The following is a 25,702-nucleotide window of genomic DNA, read 5'->3' as shown; positions in this document are numbered from 1 at the left end:
TTCTGAACGTCAGAGGAGAAAACGCCCTCCGCTGCAAAGAGGCAGCGAAGGGCATTTACAGATTAAAAACAATTACTTATCAATGTCTACGTTTTCGAAGTGGTGTTTACCTAATGGATCAACCACGTAGCCTTTTACTTCTTTACGCACAGGCTCAAATACGGTGGAGTGAGCGATGATCAGCGCTGGCGCTTGTTCGTTCATGATCACTTGAGCTTGTTTGTACAGTTCTACACGTTTGTTGTGATCAGATGTCATACGTGCAGGCTGGATCACGTCTTCAAAGCTTTGATTACACCATTTAGAGTAGTTAGAACCCTGTTTTTTCGCAGCACAGCTGAATAAGGTCGCGAAGAAGTTATCAGGGTCACCATTGTCACCAGTCCAACCCATCATTACGGTTTGAGGCTCGCCGCTCTTAGCACGTTTCAGGTATTCACCCCATTCGTAGCTAACCACTTTCGATTTAACCCCGATCTTCGCCCAGTCAGCTTGGATCATTTCCGCCATTCGGCGTGCATTCGGGTTATATGGACGTTGAACTGGCATTGCCCACAGGTCAATTTCAAAACCTTCTGGGAAGCCCGCTTCCGCCAGCAATTTCTTGGCTTTTTCTGGATTATATTCGGTATCTTTAATCGCGTCGTTGTAACCCCACATAGTTGGTGGAATTAAGTTTTTCGCTTTTTGACCCGCACCTTGATAAACCGCTTGGATAATCGCGTCTTTGTTCACAGCCATCGACAGCGCTTGGCGAACCTTTTGGTTATCCAGTGGTTTCTTTTCAACGTTGTAAGACAGGTAGCCTACGTTCAGACCAGGCTGCTCCATTAACGTAATTTCTTTATCTGCTCTCATGCGCTCTAAGTCAGCCGGGTTTGGATACGGCATTACTTGGCACTCATTTTTCTGCAGTTTTGCATAACGTACTGACGCGTCAGGGGTAATAGAGAAAACTAAACGGTCAATTTTCGGTACTGCGCCCCAGTAATCTTTGTTCGCTTTGTACAGAATACGAGAGTCTTTCTGATACTGTTGCAGTTCAAAAGGTCCTGTTCCAATTGGGTTCAGGTCAACTTTCTCTGGAGTTTTCGCTTTCATCATTTGGTCAGCATATTCCGCTGATAAAATTGATGCGAAGTCCATTGCCATATCCGCTAAGAATGGCGCTTCTGGGCGTGTTAATGTGATACGAACTGTGTTGTCATCGACTTTTTCAACTTTGTCGATGATTTTGTCCATGTCCATTCCCATAAAGTATTCATAGCTACCGCCAGAAACTTTGTGATATGGGTGGTTTGGATCTTTTTGGCGCATGAACGTATAGATCACGTCATCCGCATTTAAGTCGCGGCTTGGTTTGAACTCTTTATTGGAGTGCCACTTCACGCCTTTACGCAGGTGGAATGTGTACACTTTACCATCGTCACTGACTTCCCAGCTTTCTGCTAAGCCCGGCTCAATTTCAGTCGTACCCAGCTTAAATTCAACCAAACGGTTATACAGAGGGATTGAACTCGCATCATAAGTTGTTCCAGAGGTGAATAACTGCGGGTTAAACCCTTCAGGTGAACCTTCAGAACAATAAACCAGTGTTTTAGCCTGTACTGAGGCAGATACTGCTAAAGCAGCTAATGTTAAGCCTACCGTCAATAAACCTGTCTTTTTCATCGAGAGCGTCATTGGTAATGCTCCTGTGGTGTATGTTGTTTTATCGAATACTGAAATCCATCTTGAATAAGACAGATGCCGTATCTGTATTTTTTGTTATTCACTGTGCAATTAATCAACTGGAATACATTTCGTCAATAGCATTATTCACTGTAACAATTTCGCTTAAATAACATTTATTGGATTATTTCGGTGCAAATATAGCCTTATATGTTACAAAAATGTTTATTTCCTAGCGGTTATAACCACAGAAACATTACTGGATAGATTTTTATAAGGACGTTAATTATTTGTATATTTGTGATTAAGTGCTGAATTACTGAGCGGAAATAGTGGGCAATACAAAAAACTGCAACATAAAACGCTAAATAGAATTCACATGAAACTATTTGTTAGCTGATTGTTTTGCATGTTTTTTATACTAAAAAGAATTATTGGCGGGTTTATATATCCTCTTACCGTTTTCAAGGAATCGCGGGGGAAAATACCAATCAGATTATGAAAGCTAGTTTTGATTAACAGACTTGTTTTGCTAGATAAGTTTGTTTTGTTCTGAGCGCTGAGCTTAAAAGCAATGAAAAGCTTATTAATACGTAATGTGCATTAAATGAGCGTAATAGAGGTAACTAAAAGGAGTTGGAAAAATGAGAGGGATAGAAACGAAAAAACCCACCTCAATGAGGTGGGTTTTAGAATTTGGTCGGCGAGAGAGGATTCGAACCTCCGACCCACTGGTCCCAAACCAGTTGCGCTACCAAGCTGCGCTACTCGCCGAAAACGGTGTGAATAATACTGCCAAGAATGGGGATCGTCAACCCTATTTTTCGCTAAAACCGTTCGTATGCTGATAAAACCATCAAAATGGTATGGTTTCTTATTTTTACGTCTATTTTTGGGTAAAAAATAAGCGCTAAAAATATTTTAGCGCTTATTTATCCCAATCACTGGGAAGGTCATATTTATTCAATCATTTTCTAAATCAAAAATAACTGACTAAAAATCAACCTATTGAAGTAATGAAATATCTGCAACTTTTAAGAATAACTCACGAAGCTGACTTAACAGTGTTAAACGGTTATTCCGCACAGCAGGATCTTCATCCATCACCATGACGTTCGCAAAAAATTCATCAACTACTTCGCGTAATGAGGCTAACTCTACGAGTGCTTCTTGGTAGTTACGTTCAGCAAACATTGGCGCTAACTTGTCTTGCAGTACCACAAGATGAGTGGCTAACTTCACTTCTTCTGGCGTTTTCAGTACAGACGCTAACACGCTATCAGCGAGTTTCTCTTCTGACTTACTCAGAATGTTAGAAACACGTTTGTTGGCAGCTGCCAGCGCTTGTGCTTCTTCTAAAGAACGGAAGTGAGTCACTGCTTTAACACGCGCGTCGAAGTCAGCTGGCTGAGTTGGGCGACGAGCTAATACCGCTTGGATAGTGTCGATGCTGTAGCCCAGTTCTTGGTACCAAGAACGGAAACGGCCTAGCATGAACTCAACCACATCTTCCACGACATTTTTGTTAGTCAGTTTATCGCCATACAGACGCACAGCTTCTTGGGTCATTTCCACAAGGTCAAGCTGATAGCCTTTTTCAACGATAATACGTAACACACCTAATGCAGCACGGCGCAGAGCGAATGGGTCTTTATCCCCTTTAGGATGCTGACCAATACCGAAGATACCTGCGAGAGTATCCATTTTTTCTGCTAATGCTAATGCCGCAGAAACATCGGTAGATGGCAGTTCATCACCCGCGAAACGCGGTTGATACTGTTCTTTCAGCGCAAGAGCAACATCTTCTGACTCACCATCATGGCGAGCATAGTGCATCCCCATAACACCTTGGGTATCTGTGAACTCAAAGACCATGTTAGTCATCAAGTCACATTTAGCCAGTAAGCCTGCACGAGTTGCGTGATTTACATCCGCGCCAATTTTGCTCGCAATCCAACCCGATAATGCTTCTAAGCGGTCAGTTTTATCACGCAGAGTACCTAGCTGTTGCTGGAACAGAACGGTTTCTAAACGTGGTAAGTTATCTTCTAAGCGCTGCTTACGGTCAGTTTTGAAGAAGAATTCCGCATCCGCTAAACGCGGACGAACAACTTTTTCGTTACCGGAGATAATTTGCTGCGGATCTGAAGATTCAATATTCGCCACGAAGATAAAGTTCGGCATTAACTTGCCTTCATTATCATAAACAGGGAAATATTTTTGGTCGCCTTTCATGGTGTATACCAGTGCTTCAGCAGGAACTTCTAAGAATTTCTCTTCGAATTTTGCTGTTAATACTACTGGCCATTCAACCAAAGAAGCCACTTCTTCAACTAAGCTGTCGGTTAAATCTGCTTTACCGCCCAACGCTTGAGCGGCTTTTTCTGCATCAGCAATAATTGTCGCTTTACGCTCAGCGTAATCTGCGATTACTTTACCGCGAGTGCGTAAAATTTCTGGGTATTGTTCCGCGTTATCAATTGTGAATTCAGCTTCACCCATAAAACGGTGACCGCGGATAATACGATCGCTCTTAATACCAAGAATTTCGCCCTTAACAACATCACTACCCAGCAGTAATGTCACAGTATGTACTGGACGTACAAACTGAGTCTCTTTATCTGCCCAGCGCATTAATTTAGGGATAGGTAATTTCGCTAGTGAACGGCTAACCATATCAATCAGTAATTCGCTGACTGGCTGCCCTTTCATTTGTGCGCGATACAGTAACCATTCGCCTTTATCTGTGGTTAAGCGCTCTGCTTGATCAACAGTGATCCCACAGCCACGCGCCCAACCTTCGGCTGCTTTTGTTGGTTTACCTTCAGCATCAAATGCTTGGGAAATTGCAGGGCCACGTTTTTCAACTTCGCGATCTGGCTGAGCCGCGGATAAGTTTTCCACTTTCAGCGCTAAACGACGAGGCGCAGCAAACCAATTCACTGCTCCATGAGCGATATCTGCACCATCTAATTCCGCAGTAAAGTTAGCGGCGAATGATTCTGCAAGAGAACGAAGAGCCTTCGGCGGTAACTCTTCTGTACCGATTTCCACTAGGAAAGTCTGTTGAGTCATGACAGCCTCTTAGTTCTTATGACACATAGGGAAACCCAGCGCTTCACGAGAAGCATAATAAGCTTCTGCCACCCCTTTCGTCAGGGTACGGATGCGTAAAATATAGCGCTGGCGTTCTGTGACTGAAATTGCCTTACGGGCATCCAGTAAGTTAAAAGTATGAGCCGCTTTTAAAATACGCTCATAAGCCGGAAGTGGCAGAGGCGTTTCTAAAGCAAGCAGATATTGAGCTTCTTTTTCATACTCTTCAAAGCATTTGAATAAGAATTCAACATTGGCATGTTCAAAGTTATACGTGGATTGCTCAACTTCGTTTTGGTGATAAATATCGCCATACGTGGTTTTACCCAGTGGGCCATCGCACCAAACCAGATCGTACACGCTATCAACGCCTTGAATATACATAGCAAGACGCTCAAGACCATAAGTGATTTCACCGGTGACAGGTTTGCACTCCAGACCACCCACTTGCTGGAAGTAAGTAAACTGAGTCACTTCCATACCATTTAACCAAACTTCCCAACCCAGCCCCCAAGCACCCAGTGTTGGGTTTTCCCAGTTATCTTCAACGAAGCGGATATCATGGACAGTTGGGTCAATACCAAGTTCTTTTAATGAACCTAAGTACAACTCTTGGATATTGTCAGGCGAAGGCTTAATGATCACCTGAAATTGGTAATAGTGCTGTAGACGGTTCGGGTTTTCACCATAGCGACCATCAGTTGGTCGGCGAGATGGCTGAACATAAGCTGCTGCGATAGGCTCTGGACCTAAAGCGCGCAAACACGTCATTGGGTGTGAAGTACCTGCGCCGACTTCCATGTCCAGTGGTTGAACAATGGTACAGCCTTGGCGCGCCCAGTAATCCTGTAATGTCAGGATAAGACCTTGAAAGGTTTTGGTATCAAACTTTTGCATGTTAGATCCGCACGCGATACGTGAAATTTAAGAAAGTGACCAGTATACCCTTTGACCGCCAGATATACAGCAATGAATACGTCTGTAACCATTCTAAAAAGAAAAAAAATTAATTTCACCCCTTTAAAACTGTGTTTTTATACAGTATAAAGATTCTATTCTTGCTCACAAGCTGAACATAATTAGAAAAAGGATGAAAATGGAAACCTCACTCACTCGCTGTCATTGGGTCAACCAAGATCCCGAATATATTGCCTATCACGATAATGAATGGGGAAAACCCACCAAGGATAATCAAGAATTATTCGAAATGATCTGCCTCGAAGGCCAGCAAGCAGGGCTCTCTTGGTACACTATTTTGAAAAAGCGCCAAGGGTACCGAGACCTATTCCATCAATTTGATCCTGAAAAGATTGCCTTGATGGATGAAAAAGATGTAGAGCGGCTTATGCAAGACTCAAGAATTATTCGTAACAGATTAAAAATCAACGCGATTATTGCTAACGCCAAAGCTTATTTAGCGATGAAAAACGAAGGAATAGATTTTTCTACTTTCATTTGGGGCTTTGTGGACCACCAATCTATTGTGAATAAATGGACGGAATCTGCCCAAGTTCCTGCGGAAACAGAACTTTCTAAAAACTTGTCTAACGCACTGAAAAAACATGGCTTCAAATTTGTAGGTTCTGTTACTTGCTACGCCTTTATGCAAGCCACTGGGATGGTCAATGACCACCTTGTAAATTGTTGCCAGTATCGATAAATCAAAATTTATCGATGGAACCTGAATATATAACAACACAAATAAACTAAGCTTGATCAATAAGATAACCCAAAAAACTAATTTATTACCTATGTTTGACATTTTATATGAAAAAGAACTGTAATTAAGCTATTGAACTCTAGGTGGGGGCGCGGTATGTTGGAAATTCCATTAACAACCTAATAAACAAATGTGAATAAATACAATGAATTTCTCTAAATTTGGTAATAAATTTGCTAAGAATTCAGGCATTTCAGAATTAATGAAAGACTTGAATGAAGGTCTCAGAACCCCTGGTGCTATTATGCTTGGTGGTGGGAACCCTGCTCATATTCCTGAGATGGATAAATATTTCCAAGATCTCCTCGCTGAAATGTGTGCCAATGGGCAATTGACCGATACCTTGTGTAACTATGATGGTCCTCAAGGCAAAGATGCCATGTTGAAAGCGCTAGCAGCAACTCTAAAAGCGAAACTAGGCTGGGATATCAGCGCGAAAAATATTGCGCTAACAAACGGCAGCCAAAGTGCGTTTTTCTATCTATTTAACCTACTTGCTGGTCGCTTTGAAGATGGTATCTCTCGTAAAGTGCTTTTCCCAATTGCCCCTGAATATGTGGGTTATGCAGACTCTGGACTTGATGATGATCTTTTTGTGGCAAATAAGCCGCAAATTGAATTTTTGCCTGATGGTCAGTTTAAATATCACGTTGATTTCAACACCCTTGAAATTACTGAAGATATTGGTGTAATTTGCGTATCTCGCCCAACGAATCCAACAGGAAACGTGATCACCGATGAGGAAGTGCTGCATCTTGACCAATTAGCTAAGCAACATAATATTCCATTATTGATTGATAATGCGTATGGTGTTCCCTTCCCCGGCATTATATTTAGCGAAGCCACACCATTTTGGAATGACAATGTCATCCTGTGTATGAGCTTATCAAAACTCGGTCTACCGGGAACTCGCTGCGGTATTATTATTGGTAATGAAGAGTTGATTGGTGCCATCAGTAATATGAATGGCATTATTAGTCTTGCTCCGGGTGGTATCGGTCCAAGCATCGCACTTGAAATGCTACAGCGTGACGATTTATTTGAATTATCTCAAAATGTTATAGGACCATTCTATAAACAGCGCGTTGAAGAAGTCATTAAGATCATTCGCCGCTATATCCCTGAAGATAAATGCCTTATTCATAAACCTGAGGGCGCCATTTTCTTGTGGTTGTGGTTTAAAGACCTGCCAATTAGCTGTTTAGAACTTTATCGCCGCTTAAAAGCACGTGGTGTATTGATGGTTCCGGGACATTACTTTTTCCCAGGACTTGAAGAAGATTGGCAACATGCCCATGAATGTATGCGTATGAACTATGTTCCTGAGCCGGAAAAGATTGAGCAAGGGATTCAAATCCTTGCTCAAGAATTAGAAAAAGCCTATCAAGAATCTGAACGCTAAATCTAGCTGTAGGGTTAAAAAAAGCCCTTTCCATTGAGGAAAGGGCCAAAATTAGCGAGAACTCCATAATTGAAATCGAATATATTTGTACACGACAAATCTTATTCGCGGTTATTAAACCACTTTTTCAATATCAGTTATGGCTAGAACAAAGACCAATTACGCCCTTATATAGACGGATACTTTTTCTCCATATCTTATTCCTTCCTTTATTCACAATCATAATGCCCAAAATAAGATAGCTAATAACTGCGGCGAAATAATGCGTAAAAACATCGCTAAAGGATATACCGTGGCATAAGAAAGTGCCGGTGCTCCGCTGGTTGGATGGATATTATTTGCAAAAGCTAATGCTGGTGGATCTGTCATAGAGCCTGCCAATACACCACATAGGCTTAAATAATTCATTTTTCCGAAAATGCGTGCAACTAAGCCGGTGATAAACAGAGGAATAAAGGTAATTAATAGCCCATAGCCAATCCATGTGAGCCCATCACCTTGAATAAGAGTTTCAATAAAACTCCCTCCCGAATTCAGCCCGACAACTGCCAAGAACATCACAATTCCAAGCTCTCTCAACGCTAAGTTGGCACTTGGTGGCATAAACCAATACAGTCGTCCAATGGTACCTATTCGTCCAAGGATCAAGGCAACAACTAATGGTCCGCCCGCTAAACCTAGCTTCAATGCAGCAGGAAAGCCCGGTACAAATATCGGTAACGAGCCTAAAACAACCCCCAAACCTATTCCAATAAATACAGGCAGCATCTGGACTTGCTGTAATTTTTGTTTCGCGTTTCCAAGTATTGCTGTGACCGCTTCAATTGATTCAGGACGCCCAACAATATTGAGGATATCACCAAATTGCAGTACAGAATTGTTGTTTGCCATCAGGTCAATCCCAGTCCGGTTCAAACGAGTTACCACCACATCATACTTCTGCTTGAGATTCAGTTCTTTTAAACGTTTACTTAGTACAGCGTCATTAGTCACGACCACTCGGACAGAGTGCAATACAGAACTTGAAGTTGATAATGAAGCTTCAACCTCCTCACCAAGGATTAGGCGGACTTTATTTAAGTCTTCTCTTTGCCCAACAACATGCAGTAGATCTCCAAGATGTATTTCTGTCGTCGGCTGAGGCACCACCAGCATTTCCCCGCGCTTTAGCCGCGAGCAAACAATGTCTTCACTGCCAAGCATGGGAATATCTTGCATCATCAAGCCATCAAGATTGGTATTTCGCACCGCGATGTTCATCGTTTGCAGTGAGTCACGATGCTGAACGTTCGCACTATTAAACTCCGCGGATTCTTTATCTACCGAGATACGAAAAATAATACGAACGAGCCACATCACCAGCAAAATACCGCAAATTCCCATAGGGTAAGCCATCGCATACCCCATTCCCATTTGCCCGACCAAACTCGGATCAGACCCTAAATCAGATAGAATTTGCTGCCCAGCCCCTAACGATGGTGTATTCGTGACTGCGCCCGAGAAAATGCCCAAAATAATAGGTAAAGGGATATCTGCGATTTTATAGATAATAGCAGTAACGACTGCCCCTAAAATAACCACCATCAAGGCAAATCCATTGAGTTTTAAACCTGAAACACGCAAAGAAGAGAAAAAACCGGGTCCAACTTGTATCCCGATGGTATAAACGAAGAGGATCAAACCAAATTCTTGAATAAAATGCAGCATGTCATTATTGAGAGACAAGCCATAACTTCGCGCAAAATGCCCAACAATAATTCCACCAAAAAGAACCCCGCCAATCCCTAAGCCAACGTTGCGGATTTTCCAATTACCTATCCATAAGCCTAGTGCGGCAGCTAATGCTAATAAACTGACTGTAAGCGCTAATTCACTCATAGACCGCTATCCTTTTGACGACAATGAACCAAAATACGGGACATACGGAGTTATTACATTTGCAACTGAATCGATTGTGCCAAATAAACACAGAGGAAGTTGTGTGATAGAGCACAATTCACAGCAATTCAATTATGCATTTTCATACTTTAGTTAAAAACAATTTAATTGCTAATTATTAACATCACCGACATAAAATAATACAAAAAAGAGCTATTATTCTGAGGGTATCTTAAATAATAATAGAGTTGCTCGATTGTGAATTTTTAGTTTTTAGTTATTATGATCTCTGATTAGGCAAAATTCATTTAAATGCAGGTCAACATATATATGCCAAGCTTGATTTTTTTTAGGTCGTTAGCATTTTCCTCATTATTGACTCTTACATTAAGTGGGTGCTCCAGTATTATGACTCATGCTGGTCCTACTGATAGCTATTATCCTGGGACAAAAAATAGCGTTGATATGCTGCAGCATGAAGATACTGGCTGGGTAGTTAAGCCGTTGCTGGTTATTGATTTACCATTTACTGCACTCATGGATACATTATTAATTCCGATGGATTATATGCATTCAAACAGTTCACAAGAGGCAGACTCACCAAAAAAACGTGTAGAACAGCTTGATAAACAGCGACTTGATAAACAATCATCTGACAAGCTGCAATCTGATAAACAACCGCCAAAGAACCCTCAATGATTTTCCTATATTAAAGTAGCTTATTGATGCTCTAATCAGGAATATAATACTTAAAATGCAATTAATATTATTAAGTTAATTTAGGTTAATAAATCCTTTATCTTACTGAACAAATTTCCATCTTTTTTAATCTATTCTATTAACCCACCACTTATTAATTTCAAATCAATATACATGAATCAAATATTGAGCATTTAATTTAATGATTACTTAACCCCTCTTTTTTTGAAGAATAAAAAGATGAATACCCACCTTTTTATTCTTCATGAGTGTTATTCCAGATAAACTTTAATTAGACAACCCTGTTTCAACAATATAAATCTGTCTAAACCCATTAATATCTCGCATAAATGCTACAAATTTATCATTTGGAGAAAAGACAACAGCATCTGCCACAGGGGCTATTTCTGTTCTCTGAGTTAACCGTTCTAAATTTCCGGTCGCCACATGGCAACGTACAACGCTATTGTCATACACAAAGCAGAGATACTCACCAGTCTTATTCCAACTAAATGCAGACTGAATTGAAAACTTGCCAAATGTCACCTGGGTGAGCGCTCCTGTTGCCGTTGCCACCAACCATAATTGCACAATGCCATGATCATCATGCATCAAACAGGCGATTGATTCGCCATTTGGTGAAGAACGCAACCAATGTCTTGGCTGTTTCGCTAACCCTGGAAATTTCCGATGATGCGTATACGTTAAACGCCTTTGTTTCACATCCTTAGGCGGCGCTGGCATGGTTTTTTCGGTACCTTGCAGAGGTTCATCGCCTTGGATTTTGAATTCATTTGGATCTTCGGGTAAATCAACTAAGTAAACTTCAGGGATCACTTCGCCATTTTGATGATGCGTATCTCCAATAAACGCTAATGCACGCCGTTGCCACTGACCTTGTTGATTCATATAACCACGTTGACCAACCCACCCCTCTTCATAGGCTCGGCTAATCTCGTCGCTATTCGGAGTTGGCGCCAAAGTCGTCTTCGTCACAACACTACAGAAAAAATCGCCGCTATATTCTCTTTCATGGCCAATAGGTTCAACAGTCACAGCGCCTGCAGGTACGGCAACAGCCACATTGCGTTGGTCTAATTGAAGATCGAGCTCATGTAAAACATGGTCATTATAGGTAAAGCTCAGCCACTTCCCATCAGGGCTGAAAACATGAACATGTGTTCCACCTCTGAGCGCACCCGCCATATAGGGTGACGTAATGCACATTGCATCAATCGGATGTGCATTACCGAGTTGGCAATCATCAACGTAAACACCTCGGCGATGATGGAAATCATACTGCCAAGACTCATCGGGATACTCTGGCCCCTGAATAAAAGCATAACGAGGAGGATTTTCAGCGCTTACAGTGACTACGCCAACATGGGCACCATGCAACCCTCGATAAATTTCTACTTTTTGATGGGTAATAACATGAATTTTTTCTATGGTTTGCCCGGTAAATGAACTGCCACTTGGTCGAACATCATAAGCTAACCACTGGCTATCTGGTGTCCAAACATTAATATTTGTAAGCTGATGACTTCGCGAATCATCAGTAATACACATTTCTTTATAAGGCATTTTATTGTTCAATCTGTTATCCTTTGACATCATTTAACACAGGCTATCGGATTACTTTAACTAATCAATTCTTTAAGAGAATAAAAAATCTCAGTCGAGAAGTTTCACAAGTAATATTACCCTTAGACAATCACTATAGTATTGAATAAAACCATCATGTTATTAAGTGTTCTCTATATTATTGGTATTACTGCCGAAGCCATGACAGGCGCTTTAGCTGCTGGACGCCGTAAAATGGACGTCTTTGGCGTGATTATTATTGCTTCTGCGACAGCCATCGGCGGTGGCTCTGTTCGTGATATTCTACTCGGTCACTATCCTCTAGGTTGGGTTGCCCACCCCGAATACATCATGACCGTAGCAGGTGCCGCCATTGTCACCATCTGGATAGCCCCGATGATGAAACACCTTCGTCGGCTCTTCTTAATACTTGATGCAATTGGCTTAATCGTCTTCTCTATTCTTGGTGCTCAAATAGCCCTCGATATGAATTATAGCCCTATTATTGCCGCCATTGCGGCTGTAGTTACCGGTGTATTTGGGGGTGTACTTCGTGACATGCTGTGTAACACCATCCCTCTGGTTTTCCAAAAAGAAGTCTACGCAGGCGTCTCTTTTGCTGCCGCATGGTTATATATCGGCTTGCTGTATACACCGCTCCCTAAAGATATCGTGGTTATTATCACGTTGGTCGCAGGTTTAAGTGCCAGGCTGCTTGCCATCCGCTACCGTTTGGGATTACCTATTTTTAATTATGAAAGCCAAGATTAACTAAAATCTGATTTTCCCATCAGCCATTCGTTTAACCGCTAATGGCTGATATCTAGTTTCTGCAGAGTATACAGTTCCTGTAAAGTGTATAGCACCTTCTGAATTTCAGGCTCTGCCAACCAGTACTTTAATGCCTGCTTCCGCTTTTCAGATAAACCCAGCGCCTCCACAGTCTCTTGTTCACTCAATTCTTCTATCGTTGATATCATGCTTAGATGTTTAATTTCTAAAGGAATTCCTATCCCCTTCAACCAATTTTTTATTGGCTGCATAGATGTTTTTTGTAGCTGGCTAAGCGCATTTGTCGTTTTCTTATTCTTAGGTAATGAATCTTGCCAATGAGGAGAAAGCCAGCCAAGTAACGTTGAGAGTCCATATTGCTCTACCCATATCTTCCATGTTTTTTCGCCCACCCCGCGAATCTTTAATTGTTTACCTAGCCAAGCCAGGCGAGCAACAAATTGGGGAGCACAATCCGGTGTATACGCTAAACAGCTCAATGAATGAAAGTTTTCGAGAGAGGATGTATTCGGATGCAACCTAGGCTCTCGCCGCCAAATGACTTGCTCCATAAATGGCGTCCCATGTCCTGATAACGTTAGCTGGATTTTATCCCCAACTAACACATCTTTTTGTTTCCAGGAATTGAGCGAGCCAATGCGGATTTTACTCACTTTTTTGTCATCGATCGTGACGGGTTCAATGCTAGCAATCACATTTACAGCCCCTGATTTTCCTACCCGAAAAGTTAAATCCATAACCTCTGAAACCACACTTTTTAACGGGTATTTCCATGCCACACTCCAACTGTTTTGGTTTGCTCGCCAAGACAATGAAGGCGGTGATGGAAAGCTTTTCAAAACGATACCATCGGTTGCAAATGGCATTGGCGCTGAATAATAGTGGTCACGCCACTTGGCTGCTGATTGATAGTCAGAGATTAGATGGCTATATCGTTGTACCCAATCAAATCCTAGCGTCGATAATTCACTCAATTGACGATTCATAGCGACAGAGTTATCTGGCCATGCCCAGATAAAAATGCCGATATCACCCGTGACTTGTGTAGGTAGCCCCTTGCGCATCAGCCAACCCGCAATTTTACTCCGTGCATTTTTTCCACCATCCACATTTTGTACATGTCCATTGAGTCTCCAAAATAATTCACCCTGTAAAACAAGATGTTGCTTCGCTGAAATAGTTTTGGGGATAGCTTGAATAAAGTCGGCTTTATCTCGCCAATTAAGCCCTTCATTCCCATTGCCCCGGCTAATCATTGACACTAAACGTCCATTTTCATAGTGCAGCGTCACCGCAACACCATCGACTTTAGGTTGCAACCAAACTTCATTACGAGCCTTTATCCATGCTGCTATTTCTTCTGATTTTAATTTTTTCAATCCCGTATGGGGTATGGGATGCTTTATTAATCGTTCAGTTTTAGACTGTAACGGTTGTACTAGAGTGTCAGGTAAATTTTGACAGCGCTGCCCCTGCTGCCACTTCGCCAAAAGTTGGTCATAAACCTCGTCACTCACACCGCTCACACCGCCAATCTGATATTGCCTGTCCCACTCTTGTAGCTGCTCTCCCAGCCGCCGCTGTTCCATTCTTGTTAATTCATTATCTAATGAACGGCATGCTTTTTGAGAATATACGGTTTCCGCACCATAGCCTATTGAAATAACAGATTGAAGTAATAGGCAGAACCAACCAAATTTCCAGAGTTTCCTGACTGAAAAATAATACATAATGTCCCTATTATATTTAAGTTTAAACCATGTTCCGAACCGCTATGTGTTGCATTGCATTCTGAGTCAATAAATCAAGGGTAGCAGCAGGCAATGCCGTTAATTGCATAGCGCTTCGCAAAACAGATGGTATTTTCATTAAGTTAAATTTATTTTCTGGAAGGCGTTCACAATTTTCCAATAACCAAAACTTTTTTACTCTTATTTCATGGTTAATTGATATCGCTGCATGTTGTCTTAAGTACGTGTATACTATGTAGGGTTTATCACTATCTTTTATGTCTAACCCACAAATATTCAAGAAATCATCATGATACAAGGCACGTTATATATTCTCTCTGCTCCTAGTGGCGCAGGTAAGTCCAGTCTTATCCAAGCATTACTGAAGACACAACCGTTGTATGACACTCAAGTTTCTGTTTCTCATACAACTCGAGCTGCACGCCCAGGCGAAATTCATGGCGAGCATTACTTCTTTGTTTCTGAAGCTGAATTTCTTCAGATGGTTGAGAACAATGACTTTTTAGAGCATGCCTGTGTTTTCGGTAACTACTACGGCACCTCAAAACCCATTATTGAGGAAGTCTTAAATAGTGGCGTGGATGTGTTTCTCGATATTGACTGGCAAGGTGCTCAGCAAATTCGCGCGAAAATGCCAGAGGCACGTAGTATTTTTATTCTACCGCCATCAAAAGATGAGCTATATCGCCGTCTGCGTGGTCGTGGTCAAGATAGTGATGAAGTCATTGAAAAGCGCATGTCACAAGCAGTTGGCGAAATTGAGCATTACAATGAATACGATTACGTCATTGTAAACGACGATTTCAACACCGCACTGAGCGATTTACAATCTATCATGCGTGCTGAGCGCTTGAGATTAGGTCGCCAAGTCCAGCGACATGATGCTTTAATCAGCAAATTACTAGCAGACTGAGAATAGTTTCAGTATCATATCAGGTCATTTTTTTATTTCTTTGGAGTAGCACACTTATGGCACGCGTAACTGTTCAAGACGCAGTAGAAAAAATTGGTAACCGTTTTGACCTCGTACTGGTCGCAGCACGTAGAGCTCGTCAGTTACAAACTGGTGGTAAAGATCCTTTAGTTCCAGAAGAAAACGATAAGCACACTGTTATCGCGCTACGTGAAGTAGAAGAAGGTTTAATTAACGGTCACATTTTGGATGTGCGTGAACGCCAAGAACAGCAAGAGCAAGAAGCCGCTGAAATGCAGGCAGTTTCTGCGATCGCTGAAGGTCGTCGCTAGTTACTAAGGTGGGTCTGCCTTGTATCTGTTTGAAAGCCTAAATCTAATAATTCAGCAATATCTCCCAAAAGAGCAAGTTGAATTACTGAAAAAAGCCTATGTTGTCGCACGGGATGCTCATGAAGGGCAGACCCGTTCCAGTGGTGAGCCTTATATTACTCACCCTGTTGCTGTTGCTTGTATTCTGGCTGAAATGCGTTTGGATCATGAAACACTGATGGCTGCGCTACTTCATGATGTGATTGAAGATACTCCAGCGACATTTCAAGACATAGAGCAGCTGTTTGGAACTACCGTCGCCGGCTTAGTCGAAGGGGTTTCCAAACTGGATAAGCTGAATTTCCGCGACAAGAAAGAAGCTCAAGCAGAAAACTTCCGTAAAATGATCATGGCAATGGTGAAAGATATCCGTGTCATTTTGATCAAACTGGCAGACCGTACTCACAATATGCGCACGCTTGGGTCATTACGACCCGATAAGCGTCGCCGCATAGCGCGTGAAACACTGGAAATTTACAGTCCTCTCGCGCATCGCTTAGGTATCCACCATATTAAAACCGAACTCGAAGAGTTAGGTTTCGAAGCGCTGTATCCAAACCGTTATCGTGTTATCAAGGAAGTGGTGAAATCCGCTCGTGGTAACCGTAAAGAAATGATCCAAAAAATCCTTTCTGAAATTGACGGTCGATTAACGGAAGCAGGTGTACCCTGTACAGTCAGTGGTCGCGAAAAACATCTGTATTCTATCTATCGGAAAATGCATCAAAAAGAGCAGCGATTCCATTCCATTATGGATATCTATGCTTTTAGGGTCATCGTTGAAGACGTTGATACCTGCTACCGTGTTTTAGGGCAAATGCACAGTCTTTATAAACCTCGTCCGGGGCGAATCAAAGACTATATTGCTATTCCTAAAGCTAACGGATACCAATCCCTCCACACCTCATTAATTGGGCCTCATGGGGTACCTGTCGAAGTACAAATTCGTACTGAAGATATGGACCAAATGGCTGAAATGGGTGTTGCTGCTCACTGGGCATATAAAGAACAAGGCGAATTGGGAACCACTGCGCAGGTGAAAGCTCAGCGTTGGATGCAAAGCTTGCTCGAACTCCAACAGAGTGCGGGAAGCTCATTTGAATTTATTGAAAGCGTAAAATCAGATCTCTTTCCTGATGAAATTTACGTTTTCACTCCCGAAGGTCGTATTGTCGAATTACCGACAGGTGCAACACCGGTGGACTTTGCGTATGCCGTGCATACTGACATCGGGCATGCCTGTGTGGGTGCACGAGTTGATCGCCAACCTTACCCACTCTCCCAGTCACTTTCTAGCGGTCAAACGGTAGAAATTATTACGGCTCCAGGCGCTCGACCAAATGCGGCATGGTTGAACTTTGTGGTAAGTTCAAAAGCACGTGCAAAAATCCGTCAGTTACTGAAGAATTTAAAACGCGAAGACTCCGTTAATTTAGGTCGTCGCCTACTCAATCATGCGCTAGGTACAGGCACCAAAATCACGGATATACCTCGTGAAAGTATTGATGCCGAATTAGCTCGCATGAAGCTCCACTCTATTGACGATTTACTTGCCGAAATTGGTTTAGGTAATGCCATGAGTGTTGTAGTAGCTCGTAACTTGCAAAGTAACCCTCAGAGTGCTCAGTCAAGTGCCGTTGAAGAACCAGTGATTACGGAGAACCGTAATAAGCTGTCCATCAAAGGGGCTGATGGAGTCTTAATTACCTTTGCTAAATGCTGCCGTCCTATCCCGGGCGACCCAATTATTGCGCATATTAGCCCAGGTAAAGGATTGGTTATTCACCATGAATCTTGCCGTAATATCCGTGGTTATCAGAAAGAACCGGATAAATTTATGGCTGTTGAGTGGGATACCGAGACAGACACGGATTTTATCGCTGAAATTAAAGTTGATATGATAAACCATCAAGGTGCCCTTGCTAACTTGACCGCCGCTATCAATGATGCGAACTCAAGTATTCAAAGCATGAACACTGAAGAGAAAGATGGTCGTGTTTACTGCGCCTTTATTCGCTTGTCGATTAAAAACCGTATTCAATTGGCTAACGTGATGCGTAAAATTCGTATCATGCCAGATGTTCTACGCGTCAGCCGTAACCGTAATTAGTCGATATCATTAAAAATACGAACTCTCACTATGAATGAACGCCGCTATCGCCGCATTTGCCAAATGATGGCGATGCGGCAGCCCGACCTAACACTTTGTCTTGAAGAAATTCATAAGCCTCATAATGTTTCTGCAATTGTGCGCAGTGCTGATGCAGTCGGGATCCATAAAATTCATGCCATTTGGCCAGACCAACAGGTTAAACTCTCCGTCTCCTCTGCAGCGGGAAGTAATAGTTGGGTAAAAGTCATCTCGCACCAATCCACCGAAAGCGCCATTACTCAGATAAAATCCCAAGGTATGCAGATTTTAGTCACGAATCTGTCAGATACGGCTGTCGATTTTCGAGAAATTGATTATACCCGCCCAACCTGTATTATGGTGGGACAAGAGAAAACGGGTATCTCGGATAAGGCATTAGCCCTTGCAGATCAACATATTATCATCCCAATGGTTGGTATGGTGCAGTCACTCAATGTCTCTGTCGCCTCTGCACTTATTTTGTATGAAGCCCAACGTCAGCGCCAACTCGCAGGCATGTATGACCGAGAAAATAGTCTATTATCTGAGCAAGAACAACAAGAATGGCTATTTGAAGGCGGCTATCCTGTATTGGCTGAAGTTGCTAAACGCAAAGGGCTTCCTCGCCCATTTATCAATCAGCAAGGTCAGATAGAAGCTGATGATGCTTGGTGGGCACAAATGCAGCTTTCTGAAAAAATGAAGAGAAAACAACTCAGTTAAGGAATCAACATGAACCGTGGTCTGCTTAATACCATTTCACTGACTTCACTTCATGGCATTGGTGCCAGCCAGTCAGAAAAAATGAGTAAAATCGGGTTGAACACAGTTCAGGACTTGCTTCTGCATTTTCCACTGCGTTATGAAGATCATACGCGTCTTTATCAGATTAAAGACTTGATGCCCGGCACAACAGCCACTATCACTGGTCACGTTCTACAAACCAAAGTCGTTTTTGGACGTAAAAGAATGATGACCTGCCTGATCAGCGATGGTACAGGCAACCTAACGCTGCGTTTTTTCAACTTCTCTGCTGCAATGAAAAACAGTTTAGCCGAAGGTCGCCAAGTGACTGCCTACGGAGAAGTGCGTCGTGGTAATACAGGACCTGAAATTATTCACCCTGAATATAAAGTCTCTCAAGAAACGGATAATATCGCCCTTCAAGAGAACCTAACTCCGGTTTATCCGACAACCGAAGGTGTCCGCCAAGCCACACTGCGTAAAGTGATGGAGCAAGCGCTCACCATGTTAGAAAGTGGCAATATTCAAGAGTTACTGCCCGAAGAGTTCAGCCGTAGCCTAATTAGCCTCCCCGATGCCATCCGACTGTTACACACTCCACCACCGGATGTTTCGTTAGAAGAGTTGGAAAAAGGGCATCACCCAGCCCAAAAGCGTTTGATCCTCGAAGAGTTACTGGCTCACCATTTAAGTATGCTTGCCATTCGGGCTGGCAATGAACGGCTCTATGCTGAACCATTGGTTTCATCTGGAAAGTTTAAAACGCCTTTACTGGCAAATTTGCCGTTCTCACCAACTAACGCGCAAAAACGCGTCGTAGCAGAAATCGAAACTGATTTACGAAAAAATGCCCCAATGATGCGTTTGATCCAAGGTGATGTCGGTTCCGGTAAAACACTTGTGGCTGCATTAGCCGCACTGTGTGCCATTGAAAATGGTAAACAAGTTGCCTTAATGGCACCGACTGAAATTCTTGCAGAGCAGCACGCAAATACCTTTAAGCAATGGTTTGAACCTCTAGGTATCAAAGTAGGCTGGTTAGCAGGTAAACAAAAAGGTAAAGCCCGCCAGCAACAACAAGATGCCATTGCGAGTGGTGAAGTCTCGATGGTAGTCGGTACCCATGCCATCTTCCAAGAGCAAGTGAGCTTTCACTCTTTAGGGTTAGTCATCATTGATGAACAACACCGCTTTGGCGTTCACCAGCGGCTCGCTTTGCGCGAGAAAGGTGAACAGCAAGGATTCCACCCACATCAATTAATCATGACCGCTACGCCAATCCCACGCACGCTGGCAATGACTGCTTACGCCGATCTCGATACCTCAGTGATTGACGAGCTTCCACCAGGAAGAACTCCGGTCACTACTGTGGCGATTCCAGACACCCGACGTAGTGATATTGTCGAGCGCGTTCGCCAAGCCTGTTTAGAGGAAGGACGGCAAGCTTATTGGGTGTGCACATTGATTGATGACTCAGAGGTACTTGAAGCGCAAGCTGCCCAAGTTACCAGCGAAGAACTCGCGTTGGCCCTACCTGAACTCAAAGTTGGACTAGTCCATGGTCGAATGAAACCCGCCGAAAAGCAAAGCATTATGGCGGCATTTAAGAATAACGAAATACAGTTACTTGTTGCTACCACCGTTATCGAAGTCGGGGTGGATGTTCCGAACGCAAGCCTGATGATTATTGATAACCCCGAACGGCTTGGATTAGCACAATTGCACCAACTACGGGGGCGGGTTGGTCGTGGCTCTGTCGCATCTCACTGTGTGCTACTTTATAAAACGCCACTCACTCATACCGCCAAGCAGCGCTTACAAGTTTTACGAGACAGTAATGATGGCTTTGTGATTGCCCAAAAAGACTTAGAAATTCGAGGCCCCGGAGAGCTGCTAGGTACCAGGCAGACAGGGAATGCGGACTTTAAAGTGGCAGACTTGCTACGAGATCAATATATGTTGCCAGAAGTGCAACGGTTGGCACGACATATTCAACAAAACTACCCTGAGCATGCTCAAAAGATTATTGAACGCTGGCTCCCTGAGCGCGAGCAATATAGCCACGCTTAAGCTTTTTCCTTCCTTAAAATGAAAATTGCCGTGAACACATCCATGTCCACGGCAATACCTGCTTTATTTATACATTTAGTTATATATGTTTGTATTTACTTCAATACTTGTTCTGTACTAGCCGCCAATCGTTGGGAAAACTGGCAACCATAAGTAGAACTTAATCACTAACGCATTCACAATATCGATAAAGAATGCCCCTACCATCGGCACGACTAAGAATGCTAGATGAGATGGACCAAATTTATCGGTTACCGCTTGCATGTTAGCGATAGCGGTTGGTGTTGCCCCTAAACCGAAACCACAATGACCCGCCGCTAAAATAGCAGCATCATAGTTTTTACCCATCACACGGAAGGTAACAAAAATCGCATATCCTGCCATAACGCAAGCTTGAACGCCGAGAATGACTAACATTGGGATTGCTAAAGACGCCAGTTCCCACAGTTTTAAACTCATTAATGCCATGGCTAAGAATAAGGATAGACTGACGTTACCCATCACAGAAACCGCGCGGTCAAATACTCGATAAAAACCAAGTAAAGATAGGCTGTTACTTAAGATAACACCGACGAACAATACGCAAACAAATTTAGGCAGTGCAAATGCGGTGCCTGATAGTAGCCCTGCAATCCAGCTTCCTGCTAGCAAACAGATAGCGATCAACGCAATAGTTTCAATCAACACCATCGAGTTGATCATGCGGTTGGATTGTGGCTTTTCAAATGCGGTAGGAACATCTTTGTCCTCATCCGCGGTACCAGGTGTTGGGATATTGCGAATTAAGAAACGTGCAACAGGGCCACCAATAAGCCCTCCAAGTACTAAACCAAAGGTTGCACAAGCCATTGCAACTTCAGTTGCACTCTTGAAGCCATAATCTTCAGTAAAGATTTTACCCCAAGCGGCGCCTGTACCATGTCCACCGGATAAAGTGATTGAGCCGGCTAATAGCCCCATAAGAGGGTCTAAACCTAATAATTTCGCAAGTGCGATACCGACTGTGTTTTGAACTAGCAATAAACCGACAACGACAAAAATGAAAATTAACAATGCTTTACCGCCAGCTTTTAAGCTCGCTAAGTTAGCATTCAAACCAATGGTCGCAAAGAATGCGAGCATCATCGGTTCTTGCAGTGATAAGTCGAAGGAGAGGCTCCAATCAAATACTTGCTTAACCACTAACAGGGTAAAAGCGACTAATAATCCCCCTGCAACGGGTTCAGGGATAGTGTATTTTTCAAGAAATGAAACTGACTTTACCAGTTTACGTCCGAGTAATAGCACGAGTGTAGCAGCGACCAGAGTGCCGTAGACATCGAGATGATACATTTATGTACCTCGTCTGTTGTTAATATTATTTAAAACTAATTAGACGTTATTTTTTTCCTTAAAACGCCAAAAGCAGGTGCATGGATTAGAAAAAAAAATCGCGATAAATACAAGTTAAAACATATAAAAATGTGACGCTCTTAGTTTAATATCCACCTTAATTTTTTTGCGCAACCGATTGCTTTTTGTATTATTCTCTTTAAAATGCGCTTTTTGCTAGTGGAATTGGAATAATGAACGCAACGGCATCTGAAGAACAAAATGTTGAAAAAACAGTACAAAACCAAAGCGAACTGATCTATCGCCTTGAAGATAGGCCACCTTTACCTCAGGCGCTGTTTGCTGCTGGACAGCATCTATTAGCGATGTTTGTCGCGGTGATTACCCCCGCAATGCTTATCTGCCAAGCACTTGGGCTACCCGCTCATGACACCCAGCGAATCATCAGCATGTCATTGTTTGCTTCAGGAATCGCCTCTCTGATTCAGATCCGCGCGTGGGGTCCTGTCGGCTCAGGATTACTTTCCATTCAAGGCACCAGTTTCAACTTTGTTGCACCGTTGATTATGGGGGGAGTTGCACTCAAGCAAGGCGGAGCCGATATCCCTTCCATGATGGCGGCATTATTCGGCACATTAATGGTCGCAGCACTGACCGAAGTTATCTTATCGCGTTTCTTACATTTAGCTCGCCGAGTTATCACGCCGCTGGTTTCTGGTGTTGTGGTCATGATCATTGGTTTATCACTGATTCAAGTCGGTTTAACCTCAATTGGTGGGGGTTACAGTGCACTGAGCGATAACACATTCGGTTCCCCTGATAACCTCATTCTTGCAGGCATTGTGTTAGCCGTCATTATCCTGTTAACTCGCCAGAAGAACCCGTACTTACGCGTTGCATCATTAGTGATTGCAATGGCAGTAGGCTACCTTGCTGCTTGGTGGATGAATATGCTGCCAACTACGCAAGCCAGTGATGCCAATCAATCTCTGATTACGATCCCTGAACCTTTTTATTATGGTCTCTCTTTTGACTGGAATTTACTCATTCCACTAATTCTAATTTTTATGGTGACGTCGCTAGAAACCATTGGTGATATCACAGCAACGTCAGATGTCTCCGAGCAGCCAGTACGCGGACCTCTCTATATGAAACGTATTAAAGGCGGTGTATTAGCCAATGGACTAAATTCTATGGTGTCAGCGGTGTTTAATACCTTTCCTAACTCCTGCTTTGGTCAGAATAATGGCGTTATCCAATTAACAGGTGTTGCTAGCCGCTATGTGGGTTACTTAGTGGCGTTGATGCTAGTGCTACTGGGTCTGTTCCCAGCAGTGGCAGGTTTTGTGCAACAAATTCCTGAACCTGTTCTAGGTGGTGCTACCATTGTGATGTTCGGCACAATTGCTGCGTCCGGTGTGCGTATCGTTTCTCGCGAGCCACTCAATCGCCGCGCAATTATGATCATTGCATTGTCTCTAGCCGTAGGAATGGGGGTTTCTCAGCAACCGTTAATCCTACAATTTGCGCCTGACTGGCTGAAAACCCTGTTTTCATCCGGTATTGCAGCAGGTGGTTTAACTGCGATTGTACTGAACTTGATTTTCCCTCACGAAAAATAATTCCCTATACCGCCGCAAGAGTTGAACACGCCGGCGGTTCTTCTGTATGCTATCCTTGAGTTGCCGATATATTAAACATATCGGCAATTTATATTTTTATCTGATTAATAAGGGAGCAGACAAACGTGAAAGGGTTACTGAGGTTTTTCGGCTATATTTTTCTGCTTCTTTTGATTGTATTTCTTGCCTGCTATATTGCCTTACAAACTCGATGGGGAGCAGGTTACGCCAGCCAACTTCTGAGCAAATTTACGCCTTATGACATTAACGTCGGCATTATGGGACATCAATTCTCCGATCCGGGTAAATTTATTTTCCAAGACATTAAGATTGAATCAAGCAACAAGCAGCTAGAATTAGATGCTCGGCAAATTGTGGTGGATGTCAATTGGCGGCATATTTTCAGTGGCGAAGCTATTCAACGCTTAACCATCACTCAAGGAGACTTATCTGCAAACTTTACCGAGAACACATCGCCGTTACCGCTTTCTGCAAAAGTCCTACAATTTGAAAATAGCCAGATTCAATTAACTCAAGACAAAAGCACCGTTCAAGTCGCAGGGTTTACTGGGGGTATAACTCCATGGAAACCAACAACTGAAAATCCATTTGGTTATGGTGATTTTCGCTTTACTACCAATCAATTAACCTTGAATTCTCTCCCTTTTAGAAATGTCGCGGTCACGGGGAAATTACAAGAAAAGGTAACAGATTTTAGCCAAATCAGCGGCTACCTCAATAATGGGGCGATCACGGGTAAAGGAAAATGGTTTGCTGACGGTTCTATCACCATTGATAACCTGTCGATGAATAAAGTGGGCTGGCAGAATGACTTAACCTTTGATGCGCTGTTTGATGCAATAAACAGTGACCGAACATTGCAAATCAACCAATTACAACTAACCAATGTAGATATTCAAGGGCGCGATTGGGCACTGTCGGGTCTGAGCAGCGAAGTCGATCAAATTGCCTTGGTGAGAGGGAGTTGGAGCAGCTCGAAAAGCCATATTAATTTCAATGTCGATCAATTGGTTATCCAAGACCAGCAAATTGATACGCTCATCGGTGAGCTGAACATTGACGGTGATAACTTCAATGTTGATAAGCTCTCCGGCTACTACAATAAAGGTATTTTTAACCTCAGTGCGGTTTGGCAACGTAATGATAAATCACTGACCATCACTGACGGTACGCTCGCTGGGGTTCTGTATACCTTGCCAGATAATTGGCTGTCGTTCTTTGCTCAACCCACACCAGCGTGGTTATCCACATTCGCCATTGATAATTTTACCGTCACGCAATCTTTGCTGATGAATATTCAACCTGAATTTCCTTTCGAATTTACCGCGTTAAGCGGCAACATTCGCTATGTTGACCTGATCAAACAGAAACAGTGGGGAATCTGGAAGGGGCAAGCTACTTTCAATGCCGATACAGGTACCATCAACCAGGTGATGATCCGTCGTCCACTTTTAGAAATTGCAGGAAGTAATGGGCGTGCCGCCGCAAGCCTCAGTGGCAGCGTTGACCGTGGTATCGCAAAAATTGGTTTACTGGCACAGCAAGAGCCAAATAAAGTACCTTTTGAATTACGTGCATCAGGGACCAACATTGATTTAAGTGATTTAAACCAATGGGGTTGGTCAGGCTTTTCACCACAAATGTGGGGAGATTTCGAGGCTTCATTACAAGGGGATTTACTCGCATCACCTCTAGTATCAAGCCTCAACGGAAAATTAACCGCTAAGCCACTTCAAGGAAGCGCTCAACTGCGTACTGTGGTTGATGGCCATGTGGCGTCTGGCGTCGCCCCCGTAGAGCCATCAGCAGAATCCCAACCCAAGCTAGAATCACACACTGTACCAGCAGAAAATACCTACCCTGTTGATAGGCATGTTCCTGATATGGCTACTCAATAAAGCAGTG

Annotated in this window: 18 protein-coding genes and 1 tRNA gene; 11 read left to right on the top strand and 8 right to left on the bottom strand. The window is 43.0% G+C overall.

The window, feature by feature from the left end; translation table 11 throughout:
• Positions 1 to 72: 72 nt before the first annotated feature.
• From dppA to glyQ, 4 genes are all read right to left on the bottom strand, one after another.
• A complete protein-coding gene (gene dppA / locus ACIH2S_RS01475) occupies positions 73 to 1,683 on the bottom strand; it encodes a dipeptide ABC transporter periplasmic-binding protein DppA (RefSeq protein WP_108478735.1) in 1,611 nt (536 codons plus the stop codon).
• Between the two features lie 685 nt (positions 1,684 to 2,368).
• A tRNA-Pro gene (locus ACIH2S_RS01470) sits at positions 2,369 to 2,445 on the bottom strand.
• A 231-nt stretch (positions 2,446 to 2,676) separates the two neighbouring features.
• Positions 2,677 to 4,746, bottom strand: a complete 2,070-nt coding sequence (gene glyS, locus ACIH2S_RS01465; RefSeq protein WP_430247968.1) for a glycine--tRNA ligase subunit beta — start codon at positions 4,744 to 4,746, stop codon at positions 2,677 to 2,679.
• Between the two features lie 9 nt (positions 4,747 to 4,755).
• Positions 4,756 to 5,664 carry a glycine--tRNA ligase subunit alpha gene (gene glyQ / locus ACIH2S_RS01460; RefSeq protein WP_006659589.1) on the bottom strand — a complete coding sequence of 303 codons (909 nt, stop codon included), beginning with the start codon at positions 5,662 to 5,664 and terminating at the stop codon, positions 4,756 to 4,758.
• 199 nt (positions 5,665 to 5,863) lie between these two features.
• On the opposite strand from glyQ, the gene ACIH2S_RS01455 reads away from it, so the two are divergent.
• Positions 5,864 to 6,427, top strand: coding sequence for a DNA-3-methyladenine glycosylase I (locus tag ACIH2S_RS01455; protein ID WP_154599877.1), 564 nt, complete (start codon positions 5,864 to 5,866; stop codon positions 6,425 to 6,427).
• A 205-nt stretch (positions 6,428 to 6,632) separates the two neighbouring features.
• Positions 6,633 to 7,889: a valine--pyruvate transaminase gene (locus ACIH2S_RS01450; RefSeq protein WP_108478732.1), complete on the top strand. Its 1,257-nt coding sequence runs from the start codon at positions 6,633 to 6,635 to the stop codon at positions 7,887 to 7,889.
• 219 nt (positions 7,890 to 8,108) lie between these two features.
• On the opposite strand, the gene ACIH2S_RS01445 is transcribed toward ACIH2S_RS01450, so the two are convergent.
• Positions 8,109 to 9,767 carry a putative transporter gene (locus ACIH2S_RS01445; RefSeq protein ID WP_154599876.1) on the bottom strand — a complete coding sequence of 553 codons (1,659 nt, stop codon included), beginning with the start codon at positions 9,765 to 9,767 and terminating at the stop codon, positions 8,109 to 8,111.
• 408 nt (positions 9,768 to 10,175) lie between these two features.
• Between ACIH2S_RS01445 and ACIH2S_RS01440 the strand changes: the two genes are divergently transcribed.
• The gene (locus ACIH2S_RS01440; protein ID WP_230083271.1) at positions 10,176 to 10,466 is read left to right on the top strand and encodes a YceK/YidQ family lipoprotein; all 291 of its coding nucleotides are present in this window, start codon (positions 10,176 to 10,178) and stop codon (positions 10,464 to 10,466) included.
• A gap of 288 nt (positions 10,467 to 10,754) precedes the next feature.
• On the opposite strand, the gene ACIH2S_RS01435 is transcribed toward ACIH2S_RS01440, so the two are convergent.
• Positions 10,755 to 12,083, bottom strand: a complete 1,329-nt coding sequence (locus ACIH2S_RS01435; RefSeq protein ID WP_108478729.1) for a DUF3748 domain-containing protein — start codon at positions 12,081 to 12,083, stop codon at positions 10,755 to 10,757.
• Positions 12,084 to 12,206: 123 nt separating this feature from the next.
• On the opposite strand from ACIH2S_RS01435, the gene ACIH2S_RS01430 reads away from it, so the two are divergent.
• Positions 12,207 to 12,821: a trimeric intracellular cation channel family protein gene (locus ACIH2S_RS01430; protein ID WP_036948588.1), complete on the top strand. Its 615-nt coding sequence runs from the start codon at positions 12,207 to 12,209 to the stop codon at positions 12,819 to 12,821.
• 38 nt (positions 12,822 to 12,859) lie between these two features.
• On the opposite strand, the gene ligB is transcribed toward ACIH2S_RS01430, so the two are convergent.
• Entirely contained in the window at positions 12,860 to 14,572 is a 1,713-nt protein-coding gene (ligB, locus tag ACIH2S_RS01425; protein ID WP_108478728.1) for an NAD-dependent DNA ligase LigB, read from the bottom strand.
• A 310-nt stretch (positions 14,573 to 14,882) separates the two neighbouring features.
• Here ligB and gmk point away from each other — a divergent pair, with 310 nt between their 5' ends.
• From gmk to recG, 5 genes are read left to right on the top strand one after another with little or no spacing between them, the layout of a single operon-like run.
• A complete protein-coding gene (gene gmk, locus ACIH2S_RS01420; protein WP_036948585.1) occupies positions 14,883 to 15,506 on the top strand; it encodes a guanylate kinase in 624 nt (207 codons plus the stop codon).
• Between the two features lie 56 nt (positions 15,507 to 15,562).
• Complete coding sequence (gene rpoZ, locus ACIH2S_RS01415; protein WP_006659598.1) at positions 15,563 to 15,838, top strand: DNA-directed RNA polymerase subunit omega; 276 nt, start codon at positions 15,563 to 15,565, stop codon at positions 15,836 to 15,838.
• Between the two features lie 19 nt (positions 15,839 to 15,857).
• On the top strand, positions 15,858 to 17,987 hold the full coding sequence (gene spoT / locus ACIH2S_RS01410) for a bifunctional GTP diphosphokinase/guanosine-3',5'-bis pyrophosphate 3'-pyrophosphohydrolase (RefSeq protein WP_154599873.1): 2,130 nt from the start codon (positions 15,858 to 15,860) through the stop codon (positions 17,985 to 17,987).
• Positions 17,988 to 18,017: 30 nt separating this feature from the next.
• The gene (gene trmH / locus ACIH2S_RS01405) at positions 18,018 to 18,731 is read left to right on the top strand and encodes a tRNA (guanosine(18)-2'-O)-methyltransferase TrmH (RefSeq protein ID WP_036948577.1); all 714 of its coding nucleotides are present in this window, start codon (positions 18,018 to 18,020) and stop codon (positions 18,729 to 18,731) included.
• Between the two features lie 9 nt (positions 18,732 to 18,740).
• The gene (gene recG, locus ACIH2S_RS01400; RefSeq protein WP_108478726.1) at positions 18,741 to 20,822 is read left to right on the top strand and encodes an ATP-dependent DNA helicase RecG; all 2,082 of its coding nucleotides are present in this window, start codon (positions 18,741 to 18,743) and stop codon (positions 20,820 to 20,822) included.
• A 117-nt stretch (positions 20,823 to 20,939) separates the two neighbouring features.
• Here the strand turns inward: recG and gltS are convergent, their stop codons facing one another.
• Positions 20,940 to 22,154 (bottom strand): sodium/glutamate symporter, encoded by a 1,215-nt coding sequence (gltS, locus tag ACIH2S_RS01395; protein WP_036948572.1) that lies wholly within the window; start codon positions 22,152 to 22,154, stop codon positions 20,940 to 20,942.
• 233 nt (positions 22,155 to 22,387) lie between these two features.
• Here gltS and ACIH2S_RS01390 point away from each other — a divergent pair, with 233 nt between their 5' ends.
• Both ACIH2S_RS01390 and ACIH2S_RS01385 read left to right on the top strand, forming a co-directional pair.
• On the top strand, positions 22,388 to 23,776 hold the full coding sequence (locus tag ACIH2S_RS01390; RefSeq protein ID WP_108478725.1) for a uracil-xanthine permease family protein: 1,389 nt from the start codon (positions 22,388 to 22,390) through the stop codon (positions 23,774 to 23,776).
• A 125-nt stretch (positions 23,777 to 23,901) separates the two neighbouring features.
• Positions 23,902 to 25,695 carry an AsmA family protein gene (locus ACIH2S_RS01385; protein WP_430247965.1) on the top strand — a complete coding sequence of 598 codons (1,794 nt, stop codon included), beginning with the start codon at positions 23,902 to 23,904 and terminating at the stop codon, positions 25,693 to 25,695.
• Positions 25,696 to 25,702: the final 7 nt, after the last annotated feature.

The organism is Providencia lanzhouensis (assembly GCF_050469745.1).
Taxonomy (GTDB): Bacteria; Pseudomonadota; Gammaproteobacteria; order Enterobacterales; family Enterobacteriaceae; genus Providencia; species Providencia lanzhouensis.
This window is presented reverse-complemented; position numbering and strand designations above follow the sequence as displayed.

Bases quoted from the DNA above. Each gene is read 5' to 3' on its own strand.
- rpoZ (WP_006659598.1), top strand. From the start codon at position 15,563: ATGGCACGCGTAACTGTTCAAGACGCAGTAGAAAAAATTGGTAACCGT.
- ACIH2S_RS01450 (WP_108478732.1), top strand. From the start codon at position 6,633: ATGAATTTCTCTAAATTTGGTAATAAATTTGCTAAGAATTCAGGCATT.
- ACIH2S_RS01435 (WP_108478729.1), bottom strand. From the start codon at position 12,083: ATGATGTCAAAGGATAACAGATTGAACAATAAAATGCCTTATAAAGAA.
- ACIH2S_RS01440 (WP_230083271.1), top strand. From the start codon at position 10,176: ATGACTCATGCTGGTCCTACTGATAGCTATTATCCTGGGACAAAAAAT.
- ACIH2S_RS01445 (WP_154599876.1), bottom strand. From the start codon at position 9,767: ATGAGTGAATTAGCGCTTACAGTCAGTTTATTAGCATTAGCTGCCGCA.
- gltS (WP_036948572.1), bottom strand. From the start codon at position 22,154: ATGTATCATCTCGATGTCTACGGCACTCTGGTCGCTGCTACACTCGTG.
- glyQ (WP_006659589.1), bottom strand. From the start codon at position 5,664: ATGCAAAAGTTTGATACCAAAACCTTTCAAGGTCTTATCCTGACATTA.
- trmH (WP_036948577.1), top strand. From the start codon at position 18,018: ATGAATGAACGCCGCTATCGCCGCATTTGCCAAATGATGGCGATGCGG.
- glyS (WP_430247968.1), bottom strand. From the start codon at position 4,746: ATGACTCAACAGACTTTCCTAGTGGAAATCGGTACAGAAGAGTTACCG.
- ACIH2S_RS01455 (WP_154599877.1), top strand. From the start codon at position 5,864: ATGGAAACCTCACTCACTCGCTGTCATTGGGTCAACCAAGATCCCGAA.
- recG (WP_108478726.1), top strand. From the start codon at position 18,741: ATGAACCGTGGTCTGCTTAATACCATTTCACTGACTTCACTTCATGGC.
- ACIH2S_RS01390 (WP_108478725.1), top strand. From the start codon at position 22,388: ATGAACGCAACGGCATCTGAAGAACAAAATGTTGAAAAAACAGTACAA.
- ligB (WP_108478728.1), bottom strand. From the start codon at position 14,572: ATGTATTATTTTTCAGTCAGGAAACTCTGGAAATTTGGTTGGTTCTGC.
- ACIH2S_RS01430 (WP_036948588.1), top strand. From the start codon at position 12,207: ATGTTATTAAGTGTTCTCTATATTATTGGTATTACTGCCGAAGCCATG.
- dppA (WP_108478735.1), bottom strand. From the start codon at position 1,683: ATGACGCTCTCGATGAAAAAGACAGGTTTATTGACGGTAGGCTTAACA.
- gmk (WP_036948585.1), top strand. From the start codon at position 14,883: ATGATACAAGGCACGTTATATATTCTCTCTGCTCCTAGTGGCGCAGGT.